Raw genomic sequence first — 26,802 nt, forward strand, 5'->3', positions numbered from 1 at the left:
TTCGGTCACAAGACGTTACGCGGCCGCAACAGGGTCGAAACCGCCCCTTTGTAGCGTGTGAGTACACCCGAGAGAGGCGTATCCATGTTCGAACCAGACCAGGCCGATGCGGCCTCGGCCACCCGCCACGTCGTCGTGGTGGGCGCAGGCCCTGCGGCCCATCGGTTCACGGAGTCGCTGGCGTCCCGGCTGGGCGCAGGCGCGTCGGATGCTGCTGCAGCCGGACTCCGCATCACGGTGTTCGGCGACGAACCCCACCGCCCCTACGACAGGGTCGCCCTGTCGAAGCGGCTCGACGGAGCCCTCGACCTCTCGCTCGGTGACGAGTCTCTCTGGCAGCCCGGCCGCGTGGAACACCGGTCGAACGCGCTCGTTGCGGCGATCGATCCCGGTGCCCGCACCCTCACTCTCTCGAGCGGTGAGAATGTCGACTACGACGAGCTCGTGCTGGCCACCGGTTCGTGGGCGACCGTGCCGCCGATTCCGAACGCCGCTGCCGGGCGGGTGTACCGCACCCTCGAAGACGTCGATGGGCTGGCGGGCGAACTGAAAGAACTGACAGCGAGACTCGCTCGACCCGTCGACGTGGTCGTCGTGGGCGGCGGACTGCTCGGCCTCGAGGCCGCGGGCGGCCTCAACCGTCTGGGAGCACGCGCGGCCCTCGTGCACTCGGGGCGCTGGCTCATGTCGTCACAGCTCGACGAGGGCGCGGGCCAGGCCCTCGGGCGACTCATCCGGCAGCAGGGGATCAGCCTGAACCTCGCCGTGCGGCCCTCCGAAGTGCTGCTCGGCGATGATGGGGAAGTGGTGGGCGTGCTCCTGGCCGATGGACGCCGGCTCGCCGCCGACATCGTGGTCTTCTCGATCGGGATCACCCCGCGCGACGAACTCGCGAGAAACGCCGGCCTCGCCATCGGAGATCGCGGCGGAATCGTCGTCTCTGAGAGTTGCGCGACGTCGGCCGACCACATCTGGGCCATCGGCGAGGTGGCGAGCATCGGCGGATTCTGCGTGGGACTGGTCGCACCGGCCAACGCCATGGCCGAGGTGGTCGCCGACCGTCTCTGGGGCGGCCTCGCGGTCTTCCCGGGTATCGACGACGCGACGAGGCTCAAGCTCTCCGGCGTCGAGGTCGCGAGCTTCGGCGACGCCCTGGGTGCCACGGAGCACTCGATCGAAGTGGTCTATGCCGACCCGGCGCGCGGGCTCTACCAGAAGATCGTCGTCAGCGACGACGCGAAGACGCTCCTCGGCGGTATCTTCGTCGGCGACGCGGGGCCCTACACCAGCCTCCGTCCGCTGCTCGGTCGTGAGCTGCCGGCCGAGCCCGGCGCCTACCTCTCCTCAGCGGGTGGTGAACCACCGGCGAGTGCCGACCTGCCCGACGACGTGCAGCTCTGCTCGTGCAACAACGTCTCTGTCGGCGAGGTGCGGCACGCGATCCACGGCGGGGAGGGGGACTCCCTCGGCTGCACCGACCTCGGCGAGCTGAAGAAGTGCAGCCGCGCCGGCACCCAGTGCGGGTCGTGCGTACCGCTGCTGAAGAAGATCCTCGAGACCGAGCTGACCGCGGCCGGTGTTGCCGTCTCGAAGGCGCTCTGCGAGCACGTCAGCCTGAGCCGCAGCGAGCTCTTCGAGTCCGTGCGGATCCTCGGCCTGCACTCGGCCGAAGAGGTCATGGCGCGCTTCGGATCCGGTCTCGGTTGCGACATCTGCAAGCCCGTGATCGCCTCGGTCCTCGCGACGCAGACCTCGGCGTACATCCTCGACAACGGGGCAGGCCCCATGCAGGACACGAACGACCGGGCCCTCGCCAACATGCAGAAGGACGGCACGTACTCGGTCGTGCCGCGCATCCCGGGGGGCGAGATCACCCCGGCGAAGCTCAAGGTGATCGCCGAGGTCGCTGCCGAATACGACCTTTACACGAAGATCACGGGCGGCCAGCGCATCGACATGTTCGGCGCCCGCCTCGAGCAGCTGCCCGAGATCTGGAAGGTGCTGGTGGAGGCAGGATTCGAGTCGGGCCAGGCCTACGGCAAGTCGCTCCGCACGGTGAAGTCGTGCGTCGGGTCGACGTGGTGCCGCTACGGCGTGCAGGATGCCGTCGCCATGGCCGTGCGTCTCGAACTCCGCTACCGGGGGCTCCGGTCGCCGCACAAGTTCAAGCTGGGCGTGTCGGGCTGTGCCCGCGAATGCGCGGAGGCCCGCGGCAAGGACATCGGCATCATCGCCAGCGAGAACGGCTGGAACCTCTACGTGGGCGGCAACGGCGGCTATCAGCCGGCCCACGCCCAGCTCCTCGCGCAGGACCTCGATGACGACACCCTGATCAGGTACATCGACCGTTACGTCATGTACTACATCCGTACCGCGGAGCGTCTGCAGCGTACGGCGCGTTGGCAGGAGGAACTGCCGGGCGGTCTCGCCCATGTGCGGGAGGTCGTCTGCGAGGACTCCCTCGGCATCGCGGCGGACCTCGAAGAGGCGATGGCGCTGCACGTGGAGAACTACGAAGACGAGTGGGCGGCGACGCTGAAGGATCCGGAGCGGCTCCGACGGTTCCGCTCATTCGTCAACGCGCCGAACACTCCGGATCCCGGGATCGTGAAGGTCTCGGAGCGCGGCCAGAACCGGCCGGCGTTCCCCGACGAGAAAGCAGACGGGCGGGTGCTGCTCTCTGGATCGTCGATTCCGGTGAGAGCCGCCGCGCCGGAACGAGGAGAGAACGCATGAACGTCACCGTCGACCTCGAAGGGCGCGCCGTCATCGTCGTCGGCCACCAGCCGGCGACCCGCCGGGTCGAAACGCGCTACCGCGCGGCCGGAGCATTCGTCGAGGTGATGTCGGCGGGCAGGGCACGGGTCGCCCTGGCTGCGGCGCGCACGCCGCCCCACCTCCTGGTCTGGGTCGACGGACGCGAGTCGCAGCGCGCCGACCTGGCCGCTGTCGCCCGCAGCCTCGGCATCTGGCTGACAGATGAGCAACCGGCCGCCGACCTGCCCCGCGGCTCCGTCACGCTCGTCGGAGGTGGCCCCGGCGACCTCGGCCTGGTCACCGTCGCCGGACGGCAGGCTCTCCTCGAGGCGGATGTCGTGCTCTACGACAGGCTCGCTCCGACCGAGACCTTGGAGGCCTGGGCGCCGGCCGCAGAACTCATCGATGTCGGCAAGACCCCCGGCCACCACGCGACCCCCCAGCACGAGATCGAGCGGATCCTCGTCGAGCGGGCGCTTCGCGGCCTCGCCGTTGTGCGCCTCAAGGGCGGCGATCCGTTCGTCTTCGGCCGGGGCGGCGAAGAGGTCATCGCCTGCCGCGAGAACCGCATCCCCGTCACCGTCGTGCCCGGCGTCACAAGCGCCATCTCGGTGCCGGCGGCTGCGGGCATCCCGGTCACCCACCGCGACATCAGCCGCACCTTCACCGTGATCTCGGGCCACGCACCGCTCACCGAGAGCGAACTCACCCACCTCACCGGGCTCGACGGCACGATCGTCATCCTGATGGGCGCAGGCACCCTCGTGCAGACCATCGCCGGGCTCCTCCAGCGCGGGATGCGCCCGGGGATGCCGCTGGCCATCGTCGAACGCGGGTACAGCATCCACCAGCGCACCACCTTCAGCACGGTCGGCGAGATCACGTCGGGCCTCGGCCGACTCGGTCTCCGCTCGCCGGCCGTCATCGTCATCGGCGAAGTCGTTCGGGTAGCCTCGGATGACGCGGCCGCGCGGGGCTGCGTACAGGACATCGTCGAGTCGCTGCCCGTGCCGTCGCAGTGAGCGCGGTAGTTGCAGGAAGCGCGGAGCAAGGGGGGTGATCGCGGGGTGAGTGACAGTGCGCTGCCGGATGCCGCGGGGCCCGGCTTTCGCAGCGATCAGCTCGACGGCTTCCGCATCGGAGTGACCTCCGACCGGCGTTCCGAAGATCTCATCGCGGCTTTCGAACGCCGCGGGGCCGACGTGACGCATGCGCCCACGATCCGCATGACCGGGGTGAGCAACGACGGGGCGCTCGAGGCAGAAACCCGCGCGATCATCGCTGCGAAGCCCGACATCCTGCTGGCCACCACCTCCTACGGCATCCGGCGCTGGTTCGAAGCCGCCGACGCCGCGGGGGTCGGGGATGCCCTGGCCGCCCAGCTCGAACACACACGGATACTGGTGCGGGGGCCGAAAGCGCGCGGTGCCATCCGGGCCGCCGGGCTCGACGACGACGGCATGAGCGAGCGCGAGACGACGACGTCGCTCGTCGACCTCGTGCTCCGCAGCTCCGTCATGGGTCAGACCGTCGCCGTCCAGCTGCACGGCTTCACCGACCCCGTGCAGCTCGCACGCCTGACAGCCGCGGGTGCCGGCCTCTTCACCGCCGCGCCGTACCGCTGGGAGCAGCACGAGGACTCCGGCCGGGTTCTCCGCCTCATCGATTCGATCTGCCAGTCGTCGGTCGACGCGGTCACCTTCACGAGCGCCCCGGCCGTCGAATCGCTGTTCACGACGGCAGAGTCAGCCGGCAAACTCGGCGAACTGCAGGCTGCGTTCCGGGAGAACGTGGTTGCGGCTGCTGTCGGCCCCGTCACCGCTGCGCCGCTCGTCGAGGCGGGCATCCTGCCGATCGTCCCCGACCGGTTCCGTATGGGCGCGCTCATCCGGTTGCTCTGCGAGCACCTCGAGGAGACCCAGATCAGACGGCTCGACTTCGAGCACGGCCAGATCGAGTTGCGCGGCCGCTCGGTGTCAGTCAACGGGGTGAAGGCCACGCTCAGCCCGGTGTCGCTCGCGATCTTCCGCGCCCTGCTGGATGCCCGGGGTGCGACGGTCTCGCGCCAACAGCTCGCGGGCGCCGTCCCGGAGGCGCTCGACGATCACGGTGTCGACGTGGCGATCAGTCGGCTCCGGCAGAGCCTGCCGAATCCCGCCGCGATCACGACGGTGGTCAAGCGCGGCTACCGCATCGCGACACCCGTCTGAGCGCCAGGCGCGGCGGCGTCAGTCGTCTTCGCGTCCTGCCTCACCATCGCGGCGATGCCCGCGCCCGCCGAGGTGCAGCGCGCCCTTCACCCGCTCGACCTGCTCGGCCGCCAGGGCCTCGGCCGAGTCGACGATCACCGCGAGCTCGGAGGGGTCGCCCTTCAGCAGCGCCTTGGCCGTGTTCAGCGCGAACTCCGCAGTGATGTGCGGCGGCAGGGGAGGCACGTTCTTCGACACGTGGGCGTCGATGAGCGTCACCCCGTCGAACGCGAACGCCTCGTCGAAGACGGCTCCGGCATCCTCGTCCCGGGTCAGCGTGACGCCACGGAAGCCGAGCAGCGAGGCCCAGCCGGCGTAGTCGACCGATTCGACGTCCTGCGAGGTGTTCCAGAGCGGGTTGCCGTCTTCGGTGCGCATCTCCCACGACACCTGCGTCAGGTCGTCGTTGTGCATCACGACGATGACGAACGTCTTGGTCTTCCACGTCGACAGGTACTTCTTGATGGTGATGAGTTCATTCATCCCGAGCATCTGGAAGGCTCCGTCGCCGATGGTGCAGACGACGGGCCGGTCGGAGTGTGCGAACTTCGCCGCGACCGCGTAGGGCATGGCAGCGAGCATGGTCGCGAGGCGCCCCGACATGTCGCCGAGCATCCCGCGCCGCAGCCGGATGTGGGCGCCGTACCAGTCGGCCGTCGTGCCGGCGTCGCAGGTGACGATCGCTCCGGCGGGCAGCCGCTTGTTGAGTTCGTGGATGACGCGGCGGGGGTTGCCGCCATCGGGGTAGCTGAGCATGGCCTGGGCTTCCATCTCGTGCTCCCAGCCGCGCATCTCGTCGGCGATCCCCTCCTGCCAGCTGAGGTCCGTCTTCGGCTCGAGCAGCGGGATGAGCGCCTCGAGCGTCGCCCGCACGTCACCCCACAGGTTCAGCTCGTTCGGGTAGCGCACGCCCAGCTGCTCGGGCTTCAGGTCGATCTGGATGCCGCGGGCCTGGCCGGTCTTCGGCAGGAACTGGCCGTAGGGGTAGTTGGTGCCGAGGAAGACGATGGTGTCGCACTTCTCGGCCTGATGGAGGCTCGGCAGCGAGCCGAGGAGGCCCAGTTGCTGCGTGTGGAACGGGATCTCCGACGGCACGACATGCTTGCCCCGGAGCGCGGTGATGATGCCGGCGCCGGCGAGTGTTGCCGCCTCGATCACCTCGTCGGTTGCGCCGGTCGCGCCCGCGCCGACCAGGAACGTCACCTTCTTCCCCGCGTTGATGATGTCGGCGGCCTTCTGCAGCTCGGATTCCGGGGGCACGATCGCCGTCGATGGCGCTGAGGCCGACGAACGCGCGACCCAGTTCTCGGGTTCCGGCTCCTTCCAGTCCATGCCCTGGATGTCGTGCGGCAGGATGATCACGGCCGGCGCGAGCCGCAGCTTCGCCGTGCGGAAGGCGGTGTCGACCACGGCCTGGGCCTGGTCGGGGCTGACGATCGTCTGCACGTAGCACGCGACATCCGAGAAGACCCGTTCGAGGTTCGACTCCTGCATCACGAACGTGCCGAGCGAGGCGAGACCCTGCTGGCCGACGATCGCGACGACCGGCTGGTTGTCCATCGCCGCGTCGTACAACCCGTTCAGCAGGTGGAACGCGCCGGGACTGGATGTCGCGATGCACACCCCCACCTCGCCGGTGAACTTCGCGTGCGCTGTCGCCATCAGCGAGCAGATCTCCTCGTGGGTGGGGCGGATGTACTCGAGCCCCTCGCCGCGTCGCTCGGCCGACCCGAGAGCCCCGTCGAACTCGCCGATACCGTCTCCCGGGTAGCCGAAGACGCGGGTCACGCCCCATTCCCGGACGCGCTGGATGATGAAGTCGCTCACTGTTGTCATGAGACCAGTCAAACGCCGAAAGCGGTCCGCGCGGGAGCCCTTGACGAGGAGCTCTCCCGCAGCGTGACCCGTCTGGCGGCGTGCACGGTTCAGGATATGCGGGGGGCCGTGGAGCATACGGGCCCGGCGCCGCCCATGTCCTGAATTGGTGCGACCAGGCCTCACCCGAGCCGGTGGCGCAGTGCGAGGCTCGCGACGTCGGGCCAGGCGTCTGCGGCGCTCGACGGGAGCGACGCCCAGTCGCGCCAGACCCGGTGCGCACCGCCGTTCTTCGGCGCGCCCGGGCTGAACAGTGTCGCACCCGGCAGCGCGAGGGCGTCACCGAGCTCAGGCGTGCCGGCGCCGAGCCGCACCCCGAGGCGGTCGTTGCTGAGGCACGCGAACATCCTGCCGTTCACGGCGAACATCGGTCGCCCCATCATCTGGCTGCGTTCCGCGCCCCGCGCGAGCAGCTCGGCGCCGAGCGCCTCGAACATCTCCTCGGGCGTCGGCATGCCTCGATTCTCTCGCGCTGCGCCGCTCAGAACCAGAGCCGAAGCGTGATCGTGTACAGGTGGCCCACCTGCTTCTCGAGCTCGTCCCGCAACCGGAACCCTTCCAGGTCGAACCACTTGCGGCGCTCCTCCGAGCCGAAGAGGCCGGTCTCGTGATCGCCCCAGATGTTGAAGAAGTCACCCCACGCCCTGAGGTCGGCATCCAGTCGCGGTGTGATCAGCGAGGGCCAATCAGGTTGATCCTCAGGCCACCACATGATGTCGGACAGCGGCCAACCCATCCCGTAGTCGACCGACAGTTTCAGTTCGCGCATGATGGAGTTCTCCGTCAAATGGCCGCACTGCAGTTCGACGAGACTTTGTCCGTCGTCGGCACCGCGGTGATGATCTTCTTGTTGTTCGCTGAGACGATGATTGTCGGATTCATTGTCGACTGGTAGTTCCCGTCCTTGTCATAGATCTGGACGGGCGTGGTATAGCAGGACTTGTCACCGCCGATGTCGATGGGGTAGCCGTCCGAGGGGGCCGTCACGGATTGCGCAAGCGCGTACTCCATGAAGTCGTCCCAATTCACGCCGCCGCCGTACTTGTCGACCAGAACCTGCCAATCGTTTTCATGCTCCTTCCTGATATGCACGTACCCCGACGAATCGTCCCCGCAGAGCAGGTCGATGTGATCGAGCACCGGCACGTCGTAACTCTTGACGCTCACGTCGCCGAAGCCGGCGTTGTAGAGGGCGATCGTGCCCGGGTCGAGGTCTGTGTCACCGTTCGCTGTCGGGGTGCGGCTCCGCCACCGTCGCCGATCAGAGTGACGACAAGAACACTGGACGCCACCTGCGTCGTGATGGACCTCATTCGTTCCCTTCGCTCGTGCCCCTGACCGAAACCCTACGCCTTAATCTGAGTAAAGATCAGTTGCGCGAAAATCCAGGATGCGGACCTGGCCGCGAGGGTCGAGACTGGGGGCATGAGCGACACGACGGCACGATCATCCGTACCCCGCCTGCGACAGGTGGTGCTCGACACCGAGGATGCGCGGGTCCTCGCCGAGTTCTACCGGGAGCTGCTGGGGCTCGAGTACCTGCCGGGCGATGAGCCTGAGGCGCGGGCGGAGGGTGACGATCCGGCCGACTGGCTGGTGCTCACCGACGGCGACGGCGCGCGGGTGCTCGCCTTCCAGCAGGTCGCGTCACTGCCCGCGCCGACCTGGCCCGAGGGTCCGCGGCCGCAGATGATGCACCTCGACTTCTGGGTGTCGACGGTCGACGAGTTGCGCGAGCAGCACGCGCGAGCCGTTGCGCTCGGGGCGAGAGTGCTCGAAGACGGCACGGATGATCCCGAGGAGGCGATCGTGATCTTCGCCGATCCGGCGGGGCATCCGTTCTGCATCTTCGTGCCCGACGAGTAGGGCGAAAGCGTCCGGTGGGGGTCTGCTTTCGCGGGCCATCGTCCGGGCCTGTGGATAACTCACAACGGATGTCGGCGGCGAGCGCTACTCTTGCCGCATCCCGGCACGGTGCCGGGTGGGTCACCCCGCGGCGATCCGGCACCCAGGGAGTCGACAGTGCAACTCGCAGGCGACACGGTCATCTATTCGGCGACCGACCTGGCGGCGGCATCGTCGTGCGAGTGGGCGCTGCTGCGCAAGCTCGACTGGATGCTCGGGCGCATCGAGAAGCCGCCGTTCGTCGAAGACGACATGCTGAAGCGCGCCGGCCGCCTCGGTGACCTGCACGAGAAGAAGGTGCTCGATGGGCTCCGAAAGACCCGGGTGGTCGTGGAGATCGAGCGGCCGGAGGATTCGGGTATCCGCGATGGGTCGTTCACGGGCATCCGTTCGGCGACAGAGGCGACGCTCGCTGCCCTCGAGGGGCGGGCCGAGGTGGTGTTCCAGGGGGCGTTCTTCGACGGGAGGTTCCTCGGATACTCCGACTTCATCATCCTCGGGCCCGACGGGCGGTACGAGGTCTACGACACGAAGCTCGCCCGCAAGGCCAAGATCAACGCACTGCTGCAGCTCGCGGCCTACAGCGACCAGCTGCAGCACCTCGGCTTCGAGATCGGCGAGAACGTGCACCTCTGGCTCGGCACGGGCGAGATCAGCACGCACCGCCTTACCGACATCCTGCCGGTGTACCGCAAGCGGCGCGCGCGGTTGCAGCAGGTTCTGGATGACCGGGGGCTCGATCCCGAACCGACCCCGTGGGGCGATCCCCGCTACACGGCCTGCGGGCGCTGCGATGCCTGCGCCGAACAGGTCGAGCGCACGCACGACGTGCTGCAGGTCGCCGGGATGCGCCTGACCCAGCGGGCGAAGCTCCGTGCGGCGGGCGTCACGACCATCGAAGAACTCGCCGAGCGCAAGGCGCCTGTGGAGGAGATGAGCGACGCGACGCTCGTCGCCCTCCGCGAACAGGCCGCGATGCAGGTCGAACGAGCGCTCGCGCCCGAGGGCTCGCCGCCGCCCTGGCGCGTCGCCAGTCCGGTCGCCCTGACCGCACTGCCCGAGCCGTCTCCGGGCGACATCTTCTTCGACTTCGAGGGTGATCCACTGCATGAGGAGCGGCAGCAGTGGGGGCTCGACTATCTCTTCGGGCTGGTCGACGTGGATGCCCGTTTCACGGGTTTCTGGGCCGACGACCTTGTGGAGGAGAAGACGGCGCTGGTCGACTTCCTGGCCTTCGTGCGGGAACGCCGGGCCGAGCATCCGGGAATGCACATCTACCACTACGCCTCCTACGAACGAACCCATCTGCTGACGCTTGCGGCCCGGCACGGGGTGGGGGAGGAGGAGATCGACGACCTGCTGAGACACAACGTGCTCGTCGACCTGTACCCGATCGTGCGGCGGGGTCTCCGGATCGGCAGCCACAGCTACTCGCTGAAGAAGCTCGAGCCTCTCTACATGGACGTCGGCCGCGACGGCACGGCCAATGCGGCCGACTCGATCAGTGAGTACGAGCGCTACACCGAGTTCCGTGCGGCCGGTGAGACCGACGCCGCGGCTGCCGTTCGCGCTGACATCGTGCAGTACAACGAGTACGACTGCGTCTCGACACTGCGGCTGCGTGACTGGCTGCTCGCCCGAGCGGCGGAGGTCGGGGTGACTCCGGCGGTCGACGACGACCTCACGATCGAGATGCTCGCCGCGATGCCGATCCGTGAGCCCGATCCGGTCTACACGGAGCTGGTCTCCTACCTCGGGGGGCTCGAGACCGAGCGGCGGGCCGAGCATCCCGAAGCCCTCGGCGAGCCCGAGCGTTCCTCCGACGAGACGGCCGTCGCCCTTGCCTCGGCGGCCATCGACTACCATCGGCGCGAGGCAAAGTCGTTCTGGTGGGAGCACTTCGACCGCCTCCGCAGCCCGGTGGACGAATGGGCCGACACCCGCGGCGTCTTCATCGTCGACACCGTGCAGGTCGAGCGGGACTGGTCGCTGGCCGGTCCGCGCGCCCGAAACCCCTCTCGCGACCTGGTCGTGACCGGTACCGCCGCCCCCGGAAGCCGGTTCTCGGGCACCGACACCCCATTCGTGCTCTACGACTCCCCGTTCCCGCCGCTGATCGGCAGCTCCGAGCCGGGAGCGCGGGTCGCGCACAGTCGCGTGAGCTTTGCCGACCGGGGCGACGGCAGCTACCTCCTGACCGAGAAGGTCGGTACCGGCGGAGACCCGTACCCGGAGTTCCCGATGGCCGTCACACCCTCCTCTCCGCCGAACGCGACGAAGCTCGCGGAGGCCATCGCCGACTGGGGCCGCGTGCTCCTGGGGGCGCTGCCGACGATGGTTCCGGATGCCGCACTCGACATCCTCCGCCGCGAACCGCCGCGCCTCAGCACCCTGCCCGAACTCGTGCGGGGCGAGAACGTGATCGCGGGCATCCGCAGCTCGCTGCTCGACCTCGACCGCTCGTACATCGCGGTGCAGGGCCCGCCCGGAACGGGCAAGACCTACACCGGGTCGCGGGTGATCGCCGACCTCGTGCAGAACCACGGCTGGAAGGTCGGGGTCGTCGCGCAGTCCCACGCGGCCGTCGAGAACATGCTCGAGGCGATCGTGGGGGCGGGGCTCGATCCGAGGCTCGTCGGCAAGAAGCCGAAGGATTCTGCGGGGGGCGGCGCGGGCTCCTCGTGGACCGCCCTCGACGCCAAGGCCGTGCCCGGGTTCGTGCAGCTGGACGGCGGGTATGTGTTCGGCGGAACCCAATGGACGTTCGCGAACGCCAACACTGTTCCGCGCGGCTCGCTCGACCTGCTCGTCATCGACGAGGCAGGGCAGTTCTCCGTCGCGAGCACCATCGCCTCGTCGGTCGCAGCGACGCGGATGCTGCTGCTCGGCGACCCCCAGCAGCTTCCACAGGTGAGCCAGGGCACGCACCCGGAACCCGTCGACGTGTCAGCGCTCGGCTGGCTGGCCGAGGGGCACGGGGTGCTTCCTGCGGAGTTCGGTTACTTCCTCGAGACGAGCTGGCGCATGCACCCGGCGCTCTGCGAGCCCGTCTCGAAGCTCTCCTACGAGGGCAGGCTGCACTCGCACGCATCAGACCGGATGCTCGCCGGAGTGGTGCCGGGGCTCCATCCGGTGCCCGTGCGGCATACCGGCAACTCCACGTCGTCGATCGAGGAGGCGGCCGTGGTCGTCGGTATCGTCACCGAGCTCATTGGCTCACCGTGGACGTCGGATGGCCAGACGCGCGCCCTCGCCCAGAGCGACTTCATCGTGGTCGCGCCTTACAACGCCCAGGTCGAGACGGTGCACCTCACTCTCGCGGCGGCCGGGTTCGGCGATGTGCCGGTCGGCACCGTCGACACGTTCCAGGGCCAGGAGGCGGCCGTCGCCATCGTCACACTCGCGGCATCCGGGTCCGACGACGTGCCGCGCGGGCTGGAGTTCCTCCTGCTCGCGAACCGCCTCAACGTGGCGATCTCCCGCGCGCAGTGGGCGGCCTACCTCGTGCACTCGCCCGCCCTCACGGAGTACCTGCCCGGCTCGGTAGCAGGCCTGGCGCAGCTGAGCGCCTTCATCGGTCTCGTGGAGTAGCGCCGCCCCCGCCCCCGCCCTCCCCGCCGGGCCCCGCACCGGGTGGGCCTGATAGCGTCGGGGGATGGTCGCCCTTGTGCTCGCCGCGCTTCAGTCGGTTGGCGCGCTCGCGAGCGGCGATCTGTTCTCTCCGGCGCTGCTCCTGGCCGGGCTCCTCGGCCTGGCGGGCGTGCTGCTCGTCGTTGCCGCTGTGCTGGTCGCGCGGTCGATGCGCACGGCTCCGGATGCCCGGGCGCGCCCGGCCCCGCAGCAGAACGCCGACCTGCCCACCCTCCTCACAGAGAGCAACCCCGACGCGCCCGGACACGTGCGCTCCCGCGCTCCGTGCGCGCAGCGCTAGCCTCGCGGACTGACGCTGCGGCATGACGCTGCGGCCTGACTTCGCAGTTCTCGTTATCGGCCTCGCGGCCTGACGCTGACCCTCTAGCGTGCCCGCACCCGCCACACGGGTGGCCGAAGGGACGCAAAGCGTTCGAAGGTGCTGGACATGGAGCATTTTGCGTCCCTTCGGCGATGCTGCGCTGCTCCGCGTGACGCGACGCGACGCTGCTCCGCGTGACGCCACCCCGTACCTCCACACCCCGTACCTCCACACCCCACACCCCACACCCCACACCCCACACCCCACACCCCACACCCCACACCCCTTGCACCTCAGCCCGAAAGGCCCCGCAGACCATGGACATCTCCACTTTTCCTCCGATCGCTACCGTGCTCGACGCCCTGTACAACCTCGTTCTCGGCATCGGAGCGGTCGCGCAGCCGTTCGCGGGCGACGCCGCACCGATGCTCGCGATCATGCTCCTGACCGTGCTGGTCCGCATGGCGCTTGTGCCCGTGTCGGTCTCGCAGGTGCGAGCGGAGGTCACGCGGCGGCGGCTCACTCCGGCGATCGCGGCGCTCCGGGCGAAGTACGCGAAGAAGCCCGAGGCGTTGCAGAAAGCGCTGACCCGGCTGTACACGAGCGAGAAGGTCTCGCCTCTGGCGGGCATCCTGCCGACGCTTGCGCAGGCACCGGTGCTGTCGGCGATCTACGCGCTGTTCGTGCATCCGCAGCTCGCGGGGCACGCGAATGTGCTGCTGACGCAGACGTTCCTCGGAATTCCGTTCGGCTCCAACCTGTTCGCGGCCCTCGGCGTGGCCTTTCCGCAGGTGCTGGTCGTCGTGGGGCTCCTCGCAGTGCTGGCCGTGGCCGTCGAGCTGACGCGCCGCGCAAACCTCCGCTGGGCCGGTTCTGCCGCCACGGCCACTGCTGCTGCCACCGCCGCCGGTGCTCCGGCCGACTCGCTCGCGGGTGCGGCCGCGATCGCGTCGATCGCCCGGTTCCTGCCGTTCATCACCGTGCTGTTCGCCGCCATCGCCCCGTTCGCCGCAGCGATCTACCTCGTCACCAGCGCCGTCTGGACGCTCGGGGAACGCGCCGTGCTCCGCCGCGTCATCCGTGCTGCCTGAGAAGCATCCCGATCGAGCAGCTTCTAGGCTGAGAGCACCATGAGCGATACGCAGAGTCCAGCCCCCGACCCGACCCCGAACCCGACCCCGACCCCGAACACGAACCCCTTTGCACCGGGAACCGACGAGCACGCGATCTGGTCGGGTGCACTCGCGATCTACGCGGGGTTCACGGCAGCCGACCGCGCGGCGATCGACGCGAACATCTCGCCTGAGGCGACCATGTTCGACAGCGACACGATGCAGCTCATCCACGGCAAGGCGCAGCTCGACGCGATCCGGGATGCCCGGCCGGCGGCCGCGCCAGCAGCCGGGCCCGAAACCCTGCCCGAAACGCTGCCCCCCACCCCGGTGCTCCGCGGCATCGCCCCCGAGGTGCGCATCTGGGGCGACACCGCCGTGCTGCTGCACTACCTTGCCGTCGACCTGGCCGACGGATCGCCCGAGCAGACGGTCCGCAACACGAGTGTGTGGAGGCGGGCATCCCGAGCGGACGGATCTGCACCACCCCTGCCCGGCGCCCAAGAGCGCTGGCTGATGGTGCACAATCATGAAGACGTGATGGCGACGCCCTCGTTGCCCGCCTGTTGCGACATGGGCGGCGGCGAGGTTCCCTCGCAGCCGACCTCCTAGCACGCCGCACGACCCAGCTGAAGGCCCGGCCCGAGGGGTGCCGGGCCTTCAGCGCTTGGTAAAGTCGAACAGGTGACCCTTGCACCCCCCACCACAGACGCATGCTCCGTCGTCATCATCGGTCACGTCTGCATCGACGAGAACACCGGAACCGACTCGGGTGACAAAGCCCCGCAGCGCCTACGTCGCACGGTCGGCTCGCCGGCCTTCTTCATCAACCGGCAGCTGCAGGCCGTGCCGAGGGTCACCGTCTCGGTGATCGCACCCTACGGCGGCGACTTCCTCGCCGTGATGTCGGCCTCGCCGCCCGGCATCCCTCTGCTGAACCCCGCAACACCCGGGGGCACCCTGCTCTACCGCAACCACATCGACGGCGATGTGCGCCGCCAGCAGTGCTTCTACGCGCAGAACGCCGATCCTGTGCCCGTCACAGCGACCTATGCCCGCGCGCTCGCAGCCGCCGACATCGTCATCGTCGCCCCGCTGCTCGCGAACTTCACGCCGGAGTATCTCGCTGCCGCTCTGACCGAGACCCGGCCGGATGCCCTCAAGATGCTGCTCGTACAGGGTTTCCTCCGCAGGGTCGACGACGACGGAACGGTCGGCCAGCGCGACTTCGCGGAGTACGCCGACGTGATCCCGCTGTTCGATGTCGTCGTGTTCTCCGATGAGGACCTGCGGATGGCCCTCACCGTCGCCGATGAGTGGTCGAGGGACTTCTCCCGGACGACGGTCGTGGTTACTCAGAACAGGAACGGCGCGACCTCCTTCGACGGCGGCGTCTCGGTGCACGTTCCGGCGGAACCGCTCGAACGCCAGGGCGTCGGCAGCGTGATCGGTGCGGGCGACGTGTTCAGCGCCGCGCTGGCCGTGAGCTACCGGGAGAGTGGCGACATCCGGGATGCCATCGGCCGGGCGCACGAGATCACGGCCCGCTTCATCGACGGTGAGCTGGTGGCTGCCCTGGCGGCATGATCGGCCGGCGATGGAACCGATGCGCTACCAGCCGTGCGAGCGCTCAGCCGTCGTTGACCTCGGTGTCCTCCTCGTCGGTCGGCACCTCGCCGTCGAGGGTCTCCTCGGTCTCCGGCTCGTCGGCCAGGCTGGCGTCGACCCCTGAGGGCGGTGCGTCGGTCGTCGGACCGTTGCCGACGATGCCCTCGCCGTCGGGGTAGCCGGCGCTGTCGGGGTATTCCATGGAAGAATCGCTGTGATCTGTCATGGCAGCACCATACCCGGATAACCGAGCCGTCTGCAGGGCGTTCCGTGGCACCTTGACAGCCCTCCGGGGCACAGTGCAAGCCCTCGCGGCTGCCCGCTGTCGCACGTAGCGTGCAGGTATGAAGCTGCTGTACTCGGCCCAGCCCCGTCGGCGTGCCCTGCAACTGGTCGCAGACGCCTCAGCGATGGTCTCGATCATCTCCTTCGTTGTCCTGAGCGTGATGGCCGGCGTTCTGCTGAACTCGCTGGCCGCACTCGGGCGCGGGATCGAGGATGCGGGGACGTGGCTCCGGGGAACGATGACCGATGCGGCCGATTCGCTGGGCGGGATTCCTCTGATCGGCCCGGGCGCGAGCTCTCCGTTCCGGTCGGCCGGTGACGCGGGAACGATGCTCGCCGATGCCGGGCAGCGCCAGCAGCAGCTCATCGGCGAGGCGTCGCTCGTCGTCGGAATCATCGTCGCGGTGGTGCCGATCATCGCCATCCTGCTGCTCTGGCTCCGCCCGCGAATCCGGTTCGTGCGGCGGGCCGCCCAATCGCGGCTGCTCAGCCAGACGGCCGCGGGGCGGGACCTTCTGGCCCTCCGGGCGCTTGTGGGTTTCCGACCCGAGGCGCTGCTCTCACTGGCTCCTGATCCTGTTGCCGCTTGGCGCGCGGGCGACCCTCGCACGATAGGTGCACTGTCTGCCCTAGAACTGAGGCAGGCAGGGGTGCTGAGCGATTAGGATCGGGGTACGAGTCGCCGAGACCCGCGCGCTCCAGTCAGGACTGAATCATGGGAAACCTCATCTACGGTGCGCCCGGAGACGAGATCCCCCTCGATGACCGCGCACTCCTGCATCTCCGCGTCGTGGTGCTGGCGAAGCTCCGCCGCGATGAGAAGTTCGCCCTGTCGTGGGACGACGAGGCGACGGGCCGAAGCCACACCATCTGGCTGCATCCCGCCATCCCCCTGCAGTTCGTGCTCGACGCCTCGACGAACACCGGGCTCAACCGCCACTGGATCGAACAGCTCACCGCCGTCGCGAACAGCGGCTCGGGCCTCCGCCTGCTTCCGGAGCCGCTCGCGGAGCCGGCCGCCATCGCCTGAAGCGCCTCCCGGCACCCGCGTTCGGCAGTCTTGGTGAACGATGGCAGAGCCGAGACAGAAGGGGCGACGCCGCGGTGAACCGGTCGAGCGGCGCCGGCGCGCGCTGAGGTTTCCCGTCGATGCGGGCCTGGTCGAGCGGGCCGTCGAGGAGGGTGTCTCGCTGTCGCGCACAGCCCTGACGATGGCCACGATGAACCACATCGTTGTCGGGGCGCTGAGGTCGGGCGATCCCTACGACCCGGAGCGGATCGCGCGGTTCGTCGACGCGGAGCTCCGTGCGCTGGTGCTCGAACAGGCTTCCCTGGCTGCCCACATGCGACGGCTGATGGCCGAGTTCCCGCCGAGCTTCCGCACGTCGACCACGATCAGCGACCACCACCTGCTGGTGCAGCGCCGAGTGGTCTACTCGGCCCTTGCCACAGAGCTCGACCGTCTGCGTCTCGACGGTGAGTTCGTGCCCGCCGCGGTCGACTCGTCGAGGCAGTGGGCGTGGTCGGAGCTGAGCCACGCGATCGAGGTGCGGTTGGATGCTGCGGGCGGGCTCCCCGCGTCCGACCCCGGCTACGCGGCCCACCGCGAGGAGCGCATGCGTGCCGTGCGCGACGTGGACCTTGCCGAGCTGGATGCCCGGCGGAGCGGGTTCGTCAGGAGCCCTGTCGCCGGGGGCCCTGTCGCCGAGGGCCCTGTCGTCAAGGGGTACCGCGACCCCGGGCATCCGGAGCAGAGTGGATCCACCACAGCGAGGAACACCCACCAGCGAAGGAGCAGGCACATGACTGACACCACCACCTCCAATTCCGGCACCTCGGATTCCGGCACCTCCGATTCGGGATCCGGCGTCGAGAAGGTCGCGAAGCTCATCAAGGGTTTCCGGTTCGCCATGATGACGACCCGCTCCGCCGACGCGAAGCTCGTCGCCCGGCCGCTGACCGTGCAGGACGTCGAATTCGACGGCGATCTCTGGTTCATCGTCGCCCGCGACTCCCACGAGATTGCAGAGATCACCGCCGATGCCGTCGTGAATGTCTCCTTCAGCTCGAGTGACACCTGGGTGTCGCTCTCCGGCCTGGCCGAGCAGGTCGACGATGACGCGAAGCTGAAGGAGCTGTGGAATCCCGCCGTCGACGCATGGTTCCCGAACGGTCCCGAAGACCCCAACGCGACGCTGGTCAAGTTCGTCAGCGACAGCGCAGAATACTGGGACACTCCGGGTGGCCGGGTCGCGACGGTCTTCAGCCTCCTGAAGTCGAGGGTCACGGGCACACCGTACGACGGCGGCGAGAACGAGAAGGTCGAACTGTAGCGTCGCACTGCACCTGCACCTGCACCTGCACCTGCACCTGCACCCGTACCGCACCGCAGCGTCGCACGCGGCCTCTGTCCGGCTCCGTGAGACACTGGGTGGATGCCGTGTAGAGCCTGTCGACCGATCGGTCACTGTCGGCGGCCGCGGCTAACGTGCGGCCTATGAAGATCCTGCACACCTCCGACTGGCACATCGGGCGTACCTTCCACACGCATCCGACGCTCGAGCACTTCGAGATCGTCGCTACGGCGATGGCCGAAGCCGTGCGGGAGCAGGGTGTCGATGTCGTCGTCGTCGCGGGTGACGTGTTCGACTCTGCGGTGCCGTCGGCCGAGGCCTACGATGTTCTGAGCCGAACCCTCCGGGCCCTCCGGCAGACCGGCGCGACGGTGATCCTCAGCAGTGGAAACCACGACTCCGCCACGCGACTCGGTTTTCAGGCCGAGTGGGCGTCGGAGGCCGGGGTGCACGTACTCACCCGCCACGATCGCCTCGACGTTCCGGTGACCCTCGACGACGAGGCGGGGCCGGTGCACTTCTACGGCATCCCGTATCTCGAACCGAGCCTGATCCGCCACCACTATCCCGACGAGACGCTGCGTTCGCACCAGCAGGCACTCGCGTTCGCGATGGGGCGCATCCGCGACGACCTCGCGGTTCGGGGTGGCCGTTCGGTGGTGCTGTCACACTGTTTTGCGGTGAACGTGGCGTCGGCTCCCTTGCTCCCGGTGCTTCCGGTGCCCCCGGCAGCAGATGAGGGTACGACCGACGTCGAACGCGACATCACCTCGGGCGGCCTCGACCTCGTCCCCCTCGCGGTCTTCGACGGGCCCGACTACGTCGCGCTCGGCCACATCCACTCCCGCGCAGCGCTCAGCGAGCGGGTGCGGTACTCGGGTGCGCCACTGCACTACTCGTTCAGCGAGGGCTCCCGGGTGCGCGGCGGCTGGCTGGTCGAACTGGATGCCGCCGGCCTCGCTTCGACGAGCTGGATCGACTTTCCCGTGCCGAGGCCCCTGAGGGAGATCACCGGCACGCTCGGCGATCTCCTCGACGACCCCGCCCTCGCGCGGTTCGAAGACCACTGGATCAAGGCGATCGTCACCGACCAGGCTCGACCGCTCGACGGGATGCGCAAGCTGCAGCAGAGATTCGCCCACTGCGTGGCGCTCGAGTACCGGCCCTCCGTCGTCAACGACGCGGGTCTGCAGACCTATGCCGAGCGTCTCACCCAGAAGACCGACCAGCAGATCGTCTCGGGCTTCGTGGAGTTCGTGCGGAACGGTTCCGGTCCGAGCGAGTTCGAGACCCGCCTGGTCAGCGAGACGCTGGGCGCGGTCGACGCTGGGCTGGCCCTCCAATGAAAGAGCTGCTGCGGTTGAAAGAGGTGCTGCAGTGAAGATCAAGCGCCTCCGCCTGGCCGGCTTCGGGCCCTACCGAGACGAGCAGAACGTCGACTTCGAACAGTTCGACGACGACGGCATCTTCCTCATCACCGGCAAGACCGGCGCCGGCAAGTCGAGCATCCTCGACGCCATCTGCTTCGCGCTCTATGCTTCGGTTCCCCGGTACGACGGGCGCGAGTCGCAGCTGCGAAGCGACCATGCGGGTCCCGCAGATCCGACCTTCGTGGAGCTCGAATTCAGCATCAGCGGCGCCGACTACCGTCTCTTCAGAAGCCCAGAGTACAAGCGGCCGAAGCGTCGGGGCGACGGGTTCACGACAGCGGCGCCCGAGGCGCGCCTCTTCGTGAGGGATCAGGCCATCAGGCACGAGGGCGGGGCGGGGGAGCCGACCGACGAATCCGACTGGCGCGGCATCGCGGCCAAGCCGGTCGACGTGGGGCGCTACCTGAGCGAGATCCTCCCGCTCCGGGTCGACCAGTTCCTGCAGGTGATCCTGCTCGCGCAGAACCGGTTCCAGCAGTTCCTGCTCGCGAAGACCGACGAGCGGCGGGCGCTCCTCCGCACGCTCTTCGGAACCTCCCGTTTCGAGGCCTTCGAGAAATCGCTCGCCGAGCAGAGCCGGGCGCTGACGTCGCGGGTCGCGGATGCCCGGCAGAGCATCCACCTGCGGGCGACACAGGCGGCAGGCATCGCCCAGTCGGCGACCCAGAGCAGTGCAGCAGACAGCACCGACCAAGACCAGGGCATCGTGCCGGCCGATCCCGGGCTCGAGTGGTTCGGCGCGCTGCTCGCAGACGTCGAGGAGGCGCGCGATGAGGCCGACCAGCGGGCCGGCTTCGCCCGTGCCGCTTTCGAACAGGCCGACAGCGCCCACACCGCGCACCGCGAGGTTCTGAGGCGGCAGACGAAGCGCGATGCCGCTGCGGCCACGTTGGCCACCCTGATCGCGGAGACCTCGGCGGTCGAGGGCCTCCGCGCCCGCATCGACGCGGCGAACCGCGCCGCGCAGGTGTGGCCGCAGATCGAGGCGCGTCGCGAGGCGGAGGAGTCCCTCGCCGACGCGCTGGTCGCGGAGGGTGCCGCGCGAGAGCAGTGGGAGCCCTACGGGGGCACGGCCCTCACCACCGCAACGTCTCTCCGCGAGACCGTCGAGCAGCTCGTTACCCAGCGCGGAACGCTCGACGGAGCACTCGACGACGAGAAGCGGTCGCAGCGACTCCAGACGGAACTCGCCGCGCACTCGGCGAAACGCGCGGCCGTGGCAGCCGAACTCAGCACGGTCGAGGCCGGGCTGGCCGACTTTCCCGCTGCGCTGGCCGAGCTCGGAGAGACGCTCTCCGAGGCGAATCGGGAGGCGGCCCGGCTGCCCGACCTGCGGATCGAGCAGGAGGCCGTTCGTAACGCCCTGGCAGCGGCCCGCCGGGCAGATGCGTCAGGAGCCGCCCTGACGGAAGCGCTGCTCGCGCAGAAGGCAGCGAGTACGGCCCACCTCGAGGCGGCCCGACTCGTCGACACCCTCCTGGCCCGGCGATTGGCCGGCCACGCCTACGAGCTCGCGGCCGAACTGGTCGAGGGTGTGCCGTGTTCCGTGTGCGGCTCGACCGAGCATCCGGAACCCGCAAGGAGCGACGCGCAACCGGTCACCGAAGGCGACACGGATCGCGCGCAACAGCACCGAGCCGTCTGCCAGGCGGCGCTCGCAGAAGCGGACGAACGGGTCGGCGCCCTCGGCCGGGCCCTGGCAGATGAACGGGCCGCGGCGCGTGGCAGAACCTCAGCAGCACTCCAGACCGAACTAGACGCCAGTGCCGAGCGGGCGGGCGTCGCTGAACGCGCCGAGGTCCGGGTCGCCGAGCTCACCGCCCGGCGGGAAGAGATCGTGCGTCAGCGTGACATCGCCGAGGTGTCACTCCGGACCCTTCGCAACGAGGTGGCGGATGCCCAGCTCGCCTTCACCGCTGCTGAGACCAGCCACGCCCTCATCTCGCTCCGGGTGTTGGAGGTGCGCGGCGACTTCGACTCTGTGGCCGACCGCGCACGCGAGATCGAGGCTCGGCTCGCAGCAGCCCGCGCCCTGGAAGACGCTCTCACCGCGACGGCAACCCACCTCGAACGTCGGGGTCGCGCCGTCGATGCCGAGGCCCGGCAGCTCGCCGAGCTGGGCTTCTCCCACAGCGCCGCAGCCGAGGGCGCGCGCCTCACCCCGCCCGAGCTCTCCGCCGAGGAGCTGCGGGTGCGGAACCACGCCGACGGTGTGGCGGCGGCCACGGCCCTGCTCGCCGACCCGGATCTCGCGGGCCTGCCGGCGGTGCCGGTCGAGACCGCACTCACCGCCGAGGCGCGCACAGCAGCGGCTGCTTCGCGCGCGGAGTTCGATGCGGTGCACAGCACACTCGTCGCCGAGTACCGGCAACTCGAGGGCCTCGTGAAAGAGGCGAAGAAACTCTTCGAGGCCTCCGCCGGCCTCATCGAAGAGCAGGCCCGGGTGCGCGAGCTGGCGGAGCTCGTGGCCGGTGGCGGGTCGAACACCAAACGTATGCGCCTCGAGACATATGTTCTCGCGGCCGAGCTCGAGCAGATCATCCAGGCGGCCAACGCTCGGCTCACGACGATGACGGGCAGTCGGTATTCCCTCGAACTCGACGACTCGCTGCAGTACCGGAACGTCGAGGCGGGACTCGTGCTGAGCATCCGCGACGAGCACACCGGGCGAGCACGGCCGACGCACTCGCTCTCCGGGGGTGAGACGTTCCTGGCGTCGCTTGCGCTGGCGCTCGGGCTCGCCGAAGTGGTGTCGAACCAGACCGGTGGCATCTCCCTCGACACCCTGTTCGTAGACGAGGGCTTCGGCACGCTGGATGCGGAGACCCTGGAGATCGCCATGAGCACGCTCGACGGCCTGCGCACCGGCGGCCGCACCATCGGCCTCATCAGCCACGTCGAGTCGATGAAGGAACAGATCTCGGCGAAGCTCCGCATCACCGTCACCGACGCCGGATACAGCGAGATCGAGGAGGTACGGGAACGTGTCTGAACCCGGCCTGCTCGCCGCTGCTGTCACGCGACTCCGAGCGGACGGGCTGGCCGTCGTGCTGACGGGCGCGGCCGAAACGCTGGCGTACGCCCGCGACAGGTCGGGCCACGACCCCGGCGACGTCACGTTCGCCGTGGTCGTTGCAGAGAGCGTCTCCGACGTGCAGCAGGTGTGCCGGGTTGCCTCGGAGTCCGGGGTGCCGGTCATCGCGCGCGGCGCCGGCACGGGATACGCCGGAGGAGCCGCCGCGACCGAGGGGGCGATCATCCTGTCGCTCGAGAGGCTGACCGCAATCACGCAGATCGATCCGGAGAGCGGGGTTTGCGTCGTCGAGTCGGGCGTCATCACGGCAGACGTGTCCGCTGCCGCTCGGGCAGTCGGGCTCCGCTACGCACCGGATCCGGCCAGCGCAGCCCTCTCCACGATCGGCGGCAACATCGCCACCAACGCCGGGGGCCTCTGCTGTGTCAAGTACGGGGTCACCCGCGACTCGGTTCTCGCGCTCGACGTGGTGCTCGCCGGAGGTGAGCTCATCCACACCGGCCACCGCTCGATCAAGGGTGTCAGCGGATATGATCTGACCGCGCTGTTCGTTGGATCGGAGGGGACGCTCGGCATCGTGGTCGGCGCGACCCTCCGGCTGCTGCCGATACCGCTCGGCGCGGTGCACACGATTGCTGCGTTCTTCGAGACGGCCGAACAGGCGACGGCGGCCAGCGTCGGACTTTTCGCGTCGGGGGTCCGCCCGAGCATGCTCGAACTCATCGACGGGGTTCATCTCTCACGCATCGACGAATGGCGGGGGAGCAGCTTCCGTCTGAGAGGCGCGGGGCTGCTGCTGGTGCAGACCGATGGGTTGGCCGGGTCGGCCGAGGCGGCTCTGCTCCGTGAAGTGTTGGAGGGCTTCGGCGGCGAGACCGAGGTCACCGACGATCCCCGGCGCACCGAGGAATTGCTCGACATTCGCCGCTGGACCTCGCAGGACCAGGCCCCGCGCCCCGAGATCACCCTCAACGAGGATCTCGCCGTGCCGCGCCACCGCCTGGTCGAGATGGTGCGCCTCATCGAAGCGACCAGCGCGCGGTTCGGCGTCGTCATCACCATCCTCGCGCACATCGGCGACGGCAACATCCACGCCAACCTGCGCATCCCGAGCTCGGAGATCGGGCCCGACGGCGCGTTGCCCGAGCAGGCCTGGCTCGCTGCCGATGCCATGATCGCCGGTGCGCTCGAACTCGGCGGAACCATCACCGGTGAACACGGGATCGGGATGCTCAAACGGCGCTGGCTCCGCGCGGAGCTCGGCGACGTGCAATACGAACTCCAGCGCTCGCTGAAGACCCTGTTCGACCCGCAGAACCTGCTGAACCCGGGCAAGGTGTTCCTGCCCGGGCGCTAGCATTTCGGGCCTCGGCAGCGCAGCAGGAGTCGTCGGTTTGTGCCCGCCACTGTGGGCAGGCAGGATGAACGGGACGGGGTACGGGCACCGTGACCGCCCGCGTCGCTGACCAGAACCGGGGGCCGCTGGATGCAGGAGGACAGGCTTCTGCGGTGATCTACCGCGGCCGCCCGGTCACTGTCACCGAGCTGGCCGCGCTGTCCCATCTGGCAGAAGACGAGGCGTGGGCAGCCGTCGACGACCTCCGGGCGCGCTGCGGGCCGGGCCCGCAACTCTGAGCGATCCGGGTGGATGGCGTGGGCTGCACGGTTCTCAGCATCGAGAATAATCCGGGCGGTGGTTGTGTGCGCGACGGGGCGCGAGCACCCTGGCGTCATGCCCTCCAGCGATTCCGGTGTCGCCATCGTCGAAAAGACGGTCTCCATACTTGAGATCGTCGCCGAGCGCGGAGGGGCATCTGCCAAGGAGGTCTCCCAGGCGCTCGGCTAACCGCTGCCGACCGTCTACCGCCTCATGCAGGCCCTCCTCCAGAGTGACTATCTCCTGCATCTGAAGGGCGAGCGTCGCTTCGAGCTCGGCGACAAGCTCGACCGTCTCGGCGTCTCCCTGCACCGGCAGATCGGGGTGCCGACGGCGGTTCGGGCTGAGGTTACCCGGTTGCACGACACAGCCCAAACCGCCGGCTCTTACGCGGTCTACCGCGGCGCCGACGTGGTCGTGGCCCACGTGGTCGACAGCCCCGACCATCCACGGCTCACGCCTCTCGGCTTCGGCTCTCACTTGGCGGCCCACGCCACGGCCTTCGGCAAGATCATGCTCATCGGCATGAGCATCGACCAGGTGAACGGCTACCTGGGCGTGCACGGCATGCCGCGCTACACCGAGACGACCATGTTCGTTCCGGGCATGACCTGCGCCGCCGTCGGTGTGCGGAACGGGGCCGGGATGATCGTCGGAGCAGTCGCGATCAGTGCCCCCAGCGAGCAGATCGATGCGGCCAGGGAGCGCGCGCTCGAACCGTACCTTCGCGAGGCCTGGAACCATGTGAGCAAGTGTTACCGCTCGGTTCAGCTGCGGAAGGTGGCAGGCCCGCCCGTGATGGCGGTGCCTGCGTGGCGCTGGATGCGTAGCGCTGCCTGCGTATCGCTGCGTGCGTGGTCTGCCGGGCGGCGGTGCGCCGGGGCTCAGCGGCGGCCGAGACGTCGTTCTCCGCCGGAGCCGGTCTGGTACGTCAGGCCGTAGTGCGCGAAGAGTGCGGGTTCCTCTGCGGCGTCGAGCTCGCCGTCGGTGGCGATGGAGGGTGCATCCTTGATGAGCTTCTTCGGGAACATCACCTTGAGGTACTTGGGAGCGACGACTGCACCCGCGAGCGGTGCGAAGACGAGCTTCTGCCCGCTGAGGATGCCGACATGCACAGCTGCAAACGTCGGAACACCGGCGGCAGTGTCGAAGTAGATGCTCTCCAGCGATCCGACTTTGTCGCCGGCCTCATCGACGACCGGCTGGCCGATCCAGTCGCGAAGGTTCTCTGCCTCGAACATCTCGACCCACTCTCCTGCCGGCGTGCGCCAGCGTCTGCCATCAACGTTACTGGTTCGCGGTGGTCGCCGCGGTCGGCCGCTCCGCTGTCGCGCTCTGCTGCCGCGCCGCTGCTGCCGCGCCCTTCGGGCTTGCCTTCGGATGGATGGGTTCTGGATGCGCGTGGCTGGATCGGTGGGGTGGCCAGCCGAGGCGAGGCTCGGAATGCAGGTGGTTGGCTGTGGTGGCCGGGTGAGGGCGTCGTTCTACCCGGTGTCGCTGTGATGATCATTTTGCAGACCCTCGCCTGATGGATGGTCGGGTGGGTGGTGGCCGGGTTTCAACTGTCTGGCCCGGTTTTGTTGGCAGGGTCTGGGGGTTTGGTTCCAGTCGAGGGAGTGGGGTGGGATGACGTGTGGTGTGCCGTTTCGGATGGTCAGTTTCCAGCGGGCTTTGTGCACGTTTGAGTGGTGGAAGTGGCAGAGCAGGGCCCCGTTGTCCAGATCCGTCAGCCCGCCCGGATGGGTCGGTGAAAGCCACCCGTCGACGTGGTGACTCTCACACCAGGACGGTGGTGCGTTACAGCCTGGCCAGACACACCCGCCGTCCCGGGCGGCCAGGGCCCGGTTCTGCGCGGCGGTGAAGAGGCGGCGGGTCTTCCCGTGCTGGAGCACCTGCCCGTGTTCACCGAACAGGGTCGTGATGACATCCGCGTGACAGAGGAGCGCTTCGACGGTGGTGTAGGGGACGGGTTCGGTGAGGCCATCGATCCAGCCCACACCACGCCCGGAGGTGACGTCGTCGAGGGTGGCGTGCAGGTTCACGGTCGGCGCCGCACCGTTCAGTCGTGGCACGATTGGGTCTTTCGCCCCCAGCTCGATCAGTTGCACAAGACCGTCGGCGCGCTTCTGACCCGCACTCCGCGTATCCACCGTCACAGCATCACCCTGTGCGCTGCCATCGGACGTGTCCGAATCGAGCGGCTCCGGGGTGTCGGGCTGGAACGAGACGATCCGCGGGCTTGTGAACGGTTCGAGGGCGGCGCCGATGATCCCGGCCATCGGGGCTGTCAGCATCCCCGTGATGCGGGTCATCCCGGAACAGTGGGGTGTCAACGTCAAATACCGGCGTTCGTGCAGTTCTGCGTCGCGGGGTTCTGCGCCGTCGGGGTCGAGGTGCTCCTTGTACCGGATCGCGAGATCATCGACCTCACGCACCGAGTACCCGAACCCCGCGACGCGATCCTGCGCATACGACACCAGCCCACCCTCAGCCTCCTCGACCTCCTCGGTGAACCCGACACGGGAAGCCACGTCGGTGAGGCGGCGGGTGATCATCTCCGCAACATCCACCCCAATATCGCCCC

Annotated in this window: 24 protein-coding genes; 17 read left to right on the forward strand and 7 right to left on the reverse strand. The window is 68.8% G+C overall.

The genetic code is table 11. From position 1 onward, the window contains the following. Window positions 1-84: 84 nt before the first annotated feature. The 3 genes from nirB to B7R22_RS04135 are packed head-to-tail and all read left to right on the forward strand — an operon-like array spanning window position 85 to window position 4,967. Window positions 85-2,736: a nitrite reductase large subunit NirB gene (gene nirB / locus B7R22_RS04125; protein WP_116410520.1), complete on the forward strand. Its 2,652-nt coding sequence runs from the start codon at window positions 85-87 to the stop codon at window positions 2,734-2,736. Further along, on the forward strand, window positions 2,733-3,779 hold the full coding sequence (gene cobA / locus B7R22_RS04130; RefSeq protein WP_116410521.1) for a uroporphyrinogen-III C-methyltransferase: 1,047 nt from the start codon (window positions 2,733-2,735) through the stop codon (window positions 3,777-3,779). Before nirB ends, cobA begins: the two co-directional genes overlap by 4 nt. Window positions 3,780-3,824: 45 nt before the next feature. Next, entirely contained in the window at window positions 3,825-4,967 is a 1,143-nt protein-coding gene (locus B7R22_RS04135) for a uroporphyrinogen-III synthase (RefSeq protein ID WP_253258863.1), read from the forward strand. An 18-nt stretch (window positions 4,968-4,985) separates the two neighbouring features. Here the strand turns inward: B7R22_RS04135 and B7R22_RS04140 are convergent, their stop codons facing one another. From B7R22_RS04140 to B7R22_RS04155, 4 genes are all read right to left on the reverse strand, one after another. Then, the gene (locus B7R22_RS04140) at window positions 4,986-6,842 is read right to left on the reverse strand and encodes a thiamine pyrophosphate-requiring protein (protein WP_116410522.1); all 1,857 of its coding nucleotides are present in this window, start codon (window positions 6,840-6,842) and stop codon (window positions 4,986-4,988) included. A 161-nt stretch (window positions 6,843-7,003) separates the two neighbouring features. Then, window positions 7,004-7,336 (reverse strand): hypothetical protein, encoded by a 333-nt coding sequence (locus B7R22_RS04145; RefSeq protein ID WP_116410523.1) that lies wholly within the window; start codon window positions 7,334-7,336, stop codon window positions 7,004-7,006. Between the two features lie 26 nt (window positions 7,337-7,362). After that, the gene (locus tag B7R22_RS04150) at window positions 7,363-7,650 is read right to left on the reverse strand and encodes a hypothetical protein (protein ID WP_116410524.1); all 288 of its coding nucleotides are present in this window, start codon (window positions 7,648-7,650) and stop codon (window positions 7,363-7,365) included. Between the two features lie 14 nt (window positions 7,651-7,664). Then, window positions 7,665-8,027, reverse strand: a complete 363-nt coding sequence (locus tag B7R22_RS04155; RefSeq protein WP_147305293.1) for a hypothetical protein — start codon at window positions 8,025-8,027, stop codon at window positions 7,665-7,667. Window positions 8,028-8,306: 279 nt separating this feature from the next. Between B7R22_RS04155 and B7R22_RS04160 the strand changes: the two genes are divergently transcribed. The 6 genes from B7R22_RS04160 (at window position 8,307) to B7R22_RS04185 (ending at window position 15,437) form a co-directional block, all read left to right on the forward strand. Then, window positions 8,307-8,747 (forward strand): VOC family protein, encoded by a 441-nt coding sequence (locus B7R22_RS04160; protein ID WP_116410526.1) that lies wholly within the window; start codon window positions 8,307-8,309, stop codon window positions 8,745-8,747. A gap of 156 nt (window positions 8,748-8,903) precedes the next feature. Then, on the forward strand, window positions 8,904-12,377 hold the full coding sequence (locus B7R22_RS04165) for a TM0106 family RecB-like putative nuclease (RefSeq protein ID WP_172582195.1): 3,474 nt from the start codon (window positions 8,904-8,906) through the stop codon (window positions 12,375-12,377). A 64-nt stretch (window positions 12,378-12,441) separates the two neighbouring features. After that, the gene (locus B7R22_RS04170) at window positions 12,442-12,717 is read left to right on the forward strand and encodes a DUF6412 domain-containing protein (protein ID WP_116410527.1); all 276 of its coding nucleotides are present in this window, start codon (window positions 12,442-12,444) and stop codon (window positions 12,715-12,717) included. A gap of 338 nt (window positions 12,718-13,055) precedes the next feature. Continuing rightward, window positions 13,056-13,829, forward strand: a complete 774-nt coding sequence (locus tag B7R22_RS04175) for a membrane protein insertase YidC (protein ID WP_116410528.1) — start codon at window positions 13,056-13,058, stop codon at window positions 13,827-13,829. A 39-nt stretch (window positions 13,830-13,868) separates the two neighbouring features. Beyond that, the gene (locus tag B7R22_RS04180; protein WP_116410529.1) at window positions 13,869-14,462 is read left to right on the forward strand and encodes a DUF4440 domain-containing protein; all 594 of its coding nucleotides are present in this window, start codon (window positions 13,869-13,871) and stop codon (window positions 14,460-14,462) included. Window positions 14,463-14,534: 72 nt separating this feature from the next. Continuing rightward, window positions 14,535-15,437, forward strand: a complete 903-nt coding sequence (locus B7R22_RS04185) for a PfkB family carbohydrate kinase (protein WP_116410530.1) — start codon at window positions 14,535-14,537, stop codon at window positions 15,435-15,437. Between the two features lie 43 nt (window positions 15,438-15,480). Here the strand turns inward: B7R22_RS04185 and B7R22_RS04190 are convergent, their stop codons facing one another. Then, entirely contained in the window at window positions 15,481-15,684 is a 204-nt protein-coding gene (locus B7R22_RS04190) for a hypothetical protein (RefSeq protein ID WP_147305294.1), read from the reverse strand. Window positions 15,685-15,802: 118 nt separating this feature from the next. Between B7R22_RS04190 and B7R22_RS04195 the strand changes: the two genes are divergently transcribed. From B7R22_RS04195 to B7R22_RS04230, 8 genes are all read left to right on the forward strand, one after another. Next, window positions 15,803-16,408 carry a hypothetical protein gene (locus tag B7R22_RS04195; protein WP_116410532.1) on the forward strand — a complete coding sequence of 202 codons (606 nt, stop codon included), beginning with the start codon at window positions 15,803-15,805 and terminating at the stop codon, window positions 16,406-16,408. Between the two features lie 50 nt (window positions 16,409-16,458). Then, window positions 16,459-16,773: a DUF7882 family protein gene (locus B7R22_RS04200; protein ID WP_116410533.1), complete on the forward strand. Its 315-nt coding sequence runs from the start codon at window positions 16,459-16,461 to the stop codon at window positions 16,771-16,773. 40 nt (window positions 16,774-16,813) lie between these two features. After that, entirely contained in the window at window positions 16,814-18,076 is a 1,263-nt protein-coding gene (locus B7R22_RS20175) for a pyridoxamine 5'-phosphate oxidase family protein (RefSeq protein WP_367379173.1), read from the forward strand. A gap of 164 nt (window positions 18,077-18,240) precedes the next feature. Then, on the forward strand, window positions 18,241-19,443 hold the full coding sequence (locus B7R22_RS04210) for an exonuclease SbcCD subunit D (RefSeq protein ID WP_116410534.1): 1,203 nt from the start codon (window positions 18,241-18,243) through the stop codon (window positions 19,441-19,443). A gap of 31 nt (window positions 19,444-19,474) precedes the next feature. Next, the gene (locus B7R22_RS04215) at window positions 19,475-22,519 is read left to right on the forward strand and encodes an AAA family ATPase (RefSeq protein WP_172582196.1); all 3,045 of its coding nucleotides are present in this window, start codon (window positions 19,475-19,477) and stop codon (window positions 22,517-22,519) included. Beyond that, window positions 22,512-23,918, forward strand: a complete 1,407-nt coding sequence (locus B7R22_RS04220; protein ID WP_116410536.1) for an FAD-binding oxidoreductase — start codon at window positions 22,512-22,514, stop codon at window positions 23,916-23,918. Before B7R22_RS04215 ends, B7R22_RS04220 begins: the two co-directional genes overlap by 8 nt. 89 nt (window positions 23,919-24,007) lie before the next feature. Further along, the gene (locus B7R22_RS04225; RefSeq protein ID WP_116410537.1) at window positions 24,008-24,196 is read left to right on the forward strand and encodes a hypothetical protein; all 189 of its coding nucleotides are present in this window, start codon (window positions 24,008-24,010) and stop codon (window positions 24,194-24,196) included. A 235-nt stretch (window positions 24,197-24,431) separates the two neighbouring features. Continuing rightward, window positions 24,432-25,160 (forward strand): IclR family transcriptional regulator C-terminal domain-containing protein, encoded by a 729-nt coding sequence (locus B7R22_RS04230; protein ID WP_116410538.1) that lies wholly within the window; start codon window positions 24,432-24,434, stop codon window positions 25,158-25,160. On the opposite strand, the gene B7R22_RS04235 is transcribed toward B7R22_RS04230, so the two are convergent. Both B7R22_RS04235 and B7R22_RS04240 read right to left on the reverse strand, forming a co-directional pair. Then, window positions 25,103-25,459, reverse strand: a complete 357-nt coding sequence (locus tag B7R22_RS04235; protein WP_116410539.1) for a PRC-barrel domain-containing protein — start codon at window positions 25,457-25,459, stop codon at window positions 25,103-25,105. The two genes, B7R22_RS04230 and B7R22_RS04235, sit on opposite strands and share 58 nt — an antisense overlap. A gap of 243 nt (window positions 25,460-25,702) precedes the next feature. Then, window positions 25,703-26,802 (reverse strand): HNH endonuclease signature motif containing protein (locus B7R22_RS04240; RefSeq protein ID WP_147305295.1); only part of this gene is annotated, 1,100 nt, incomplete at its 5' end.

The organism is Subtercola boreus (genome assembly GCF_003399635.1).
GTDB lineage: Bacteria > Actinomycetota > Actinomycetes > Actinomycetales > Microbacteriaceae > Subtercola > Subtercola boreus_B.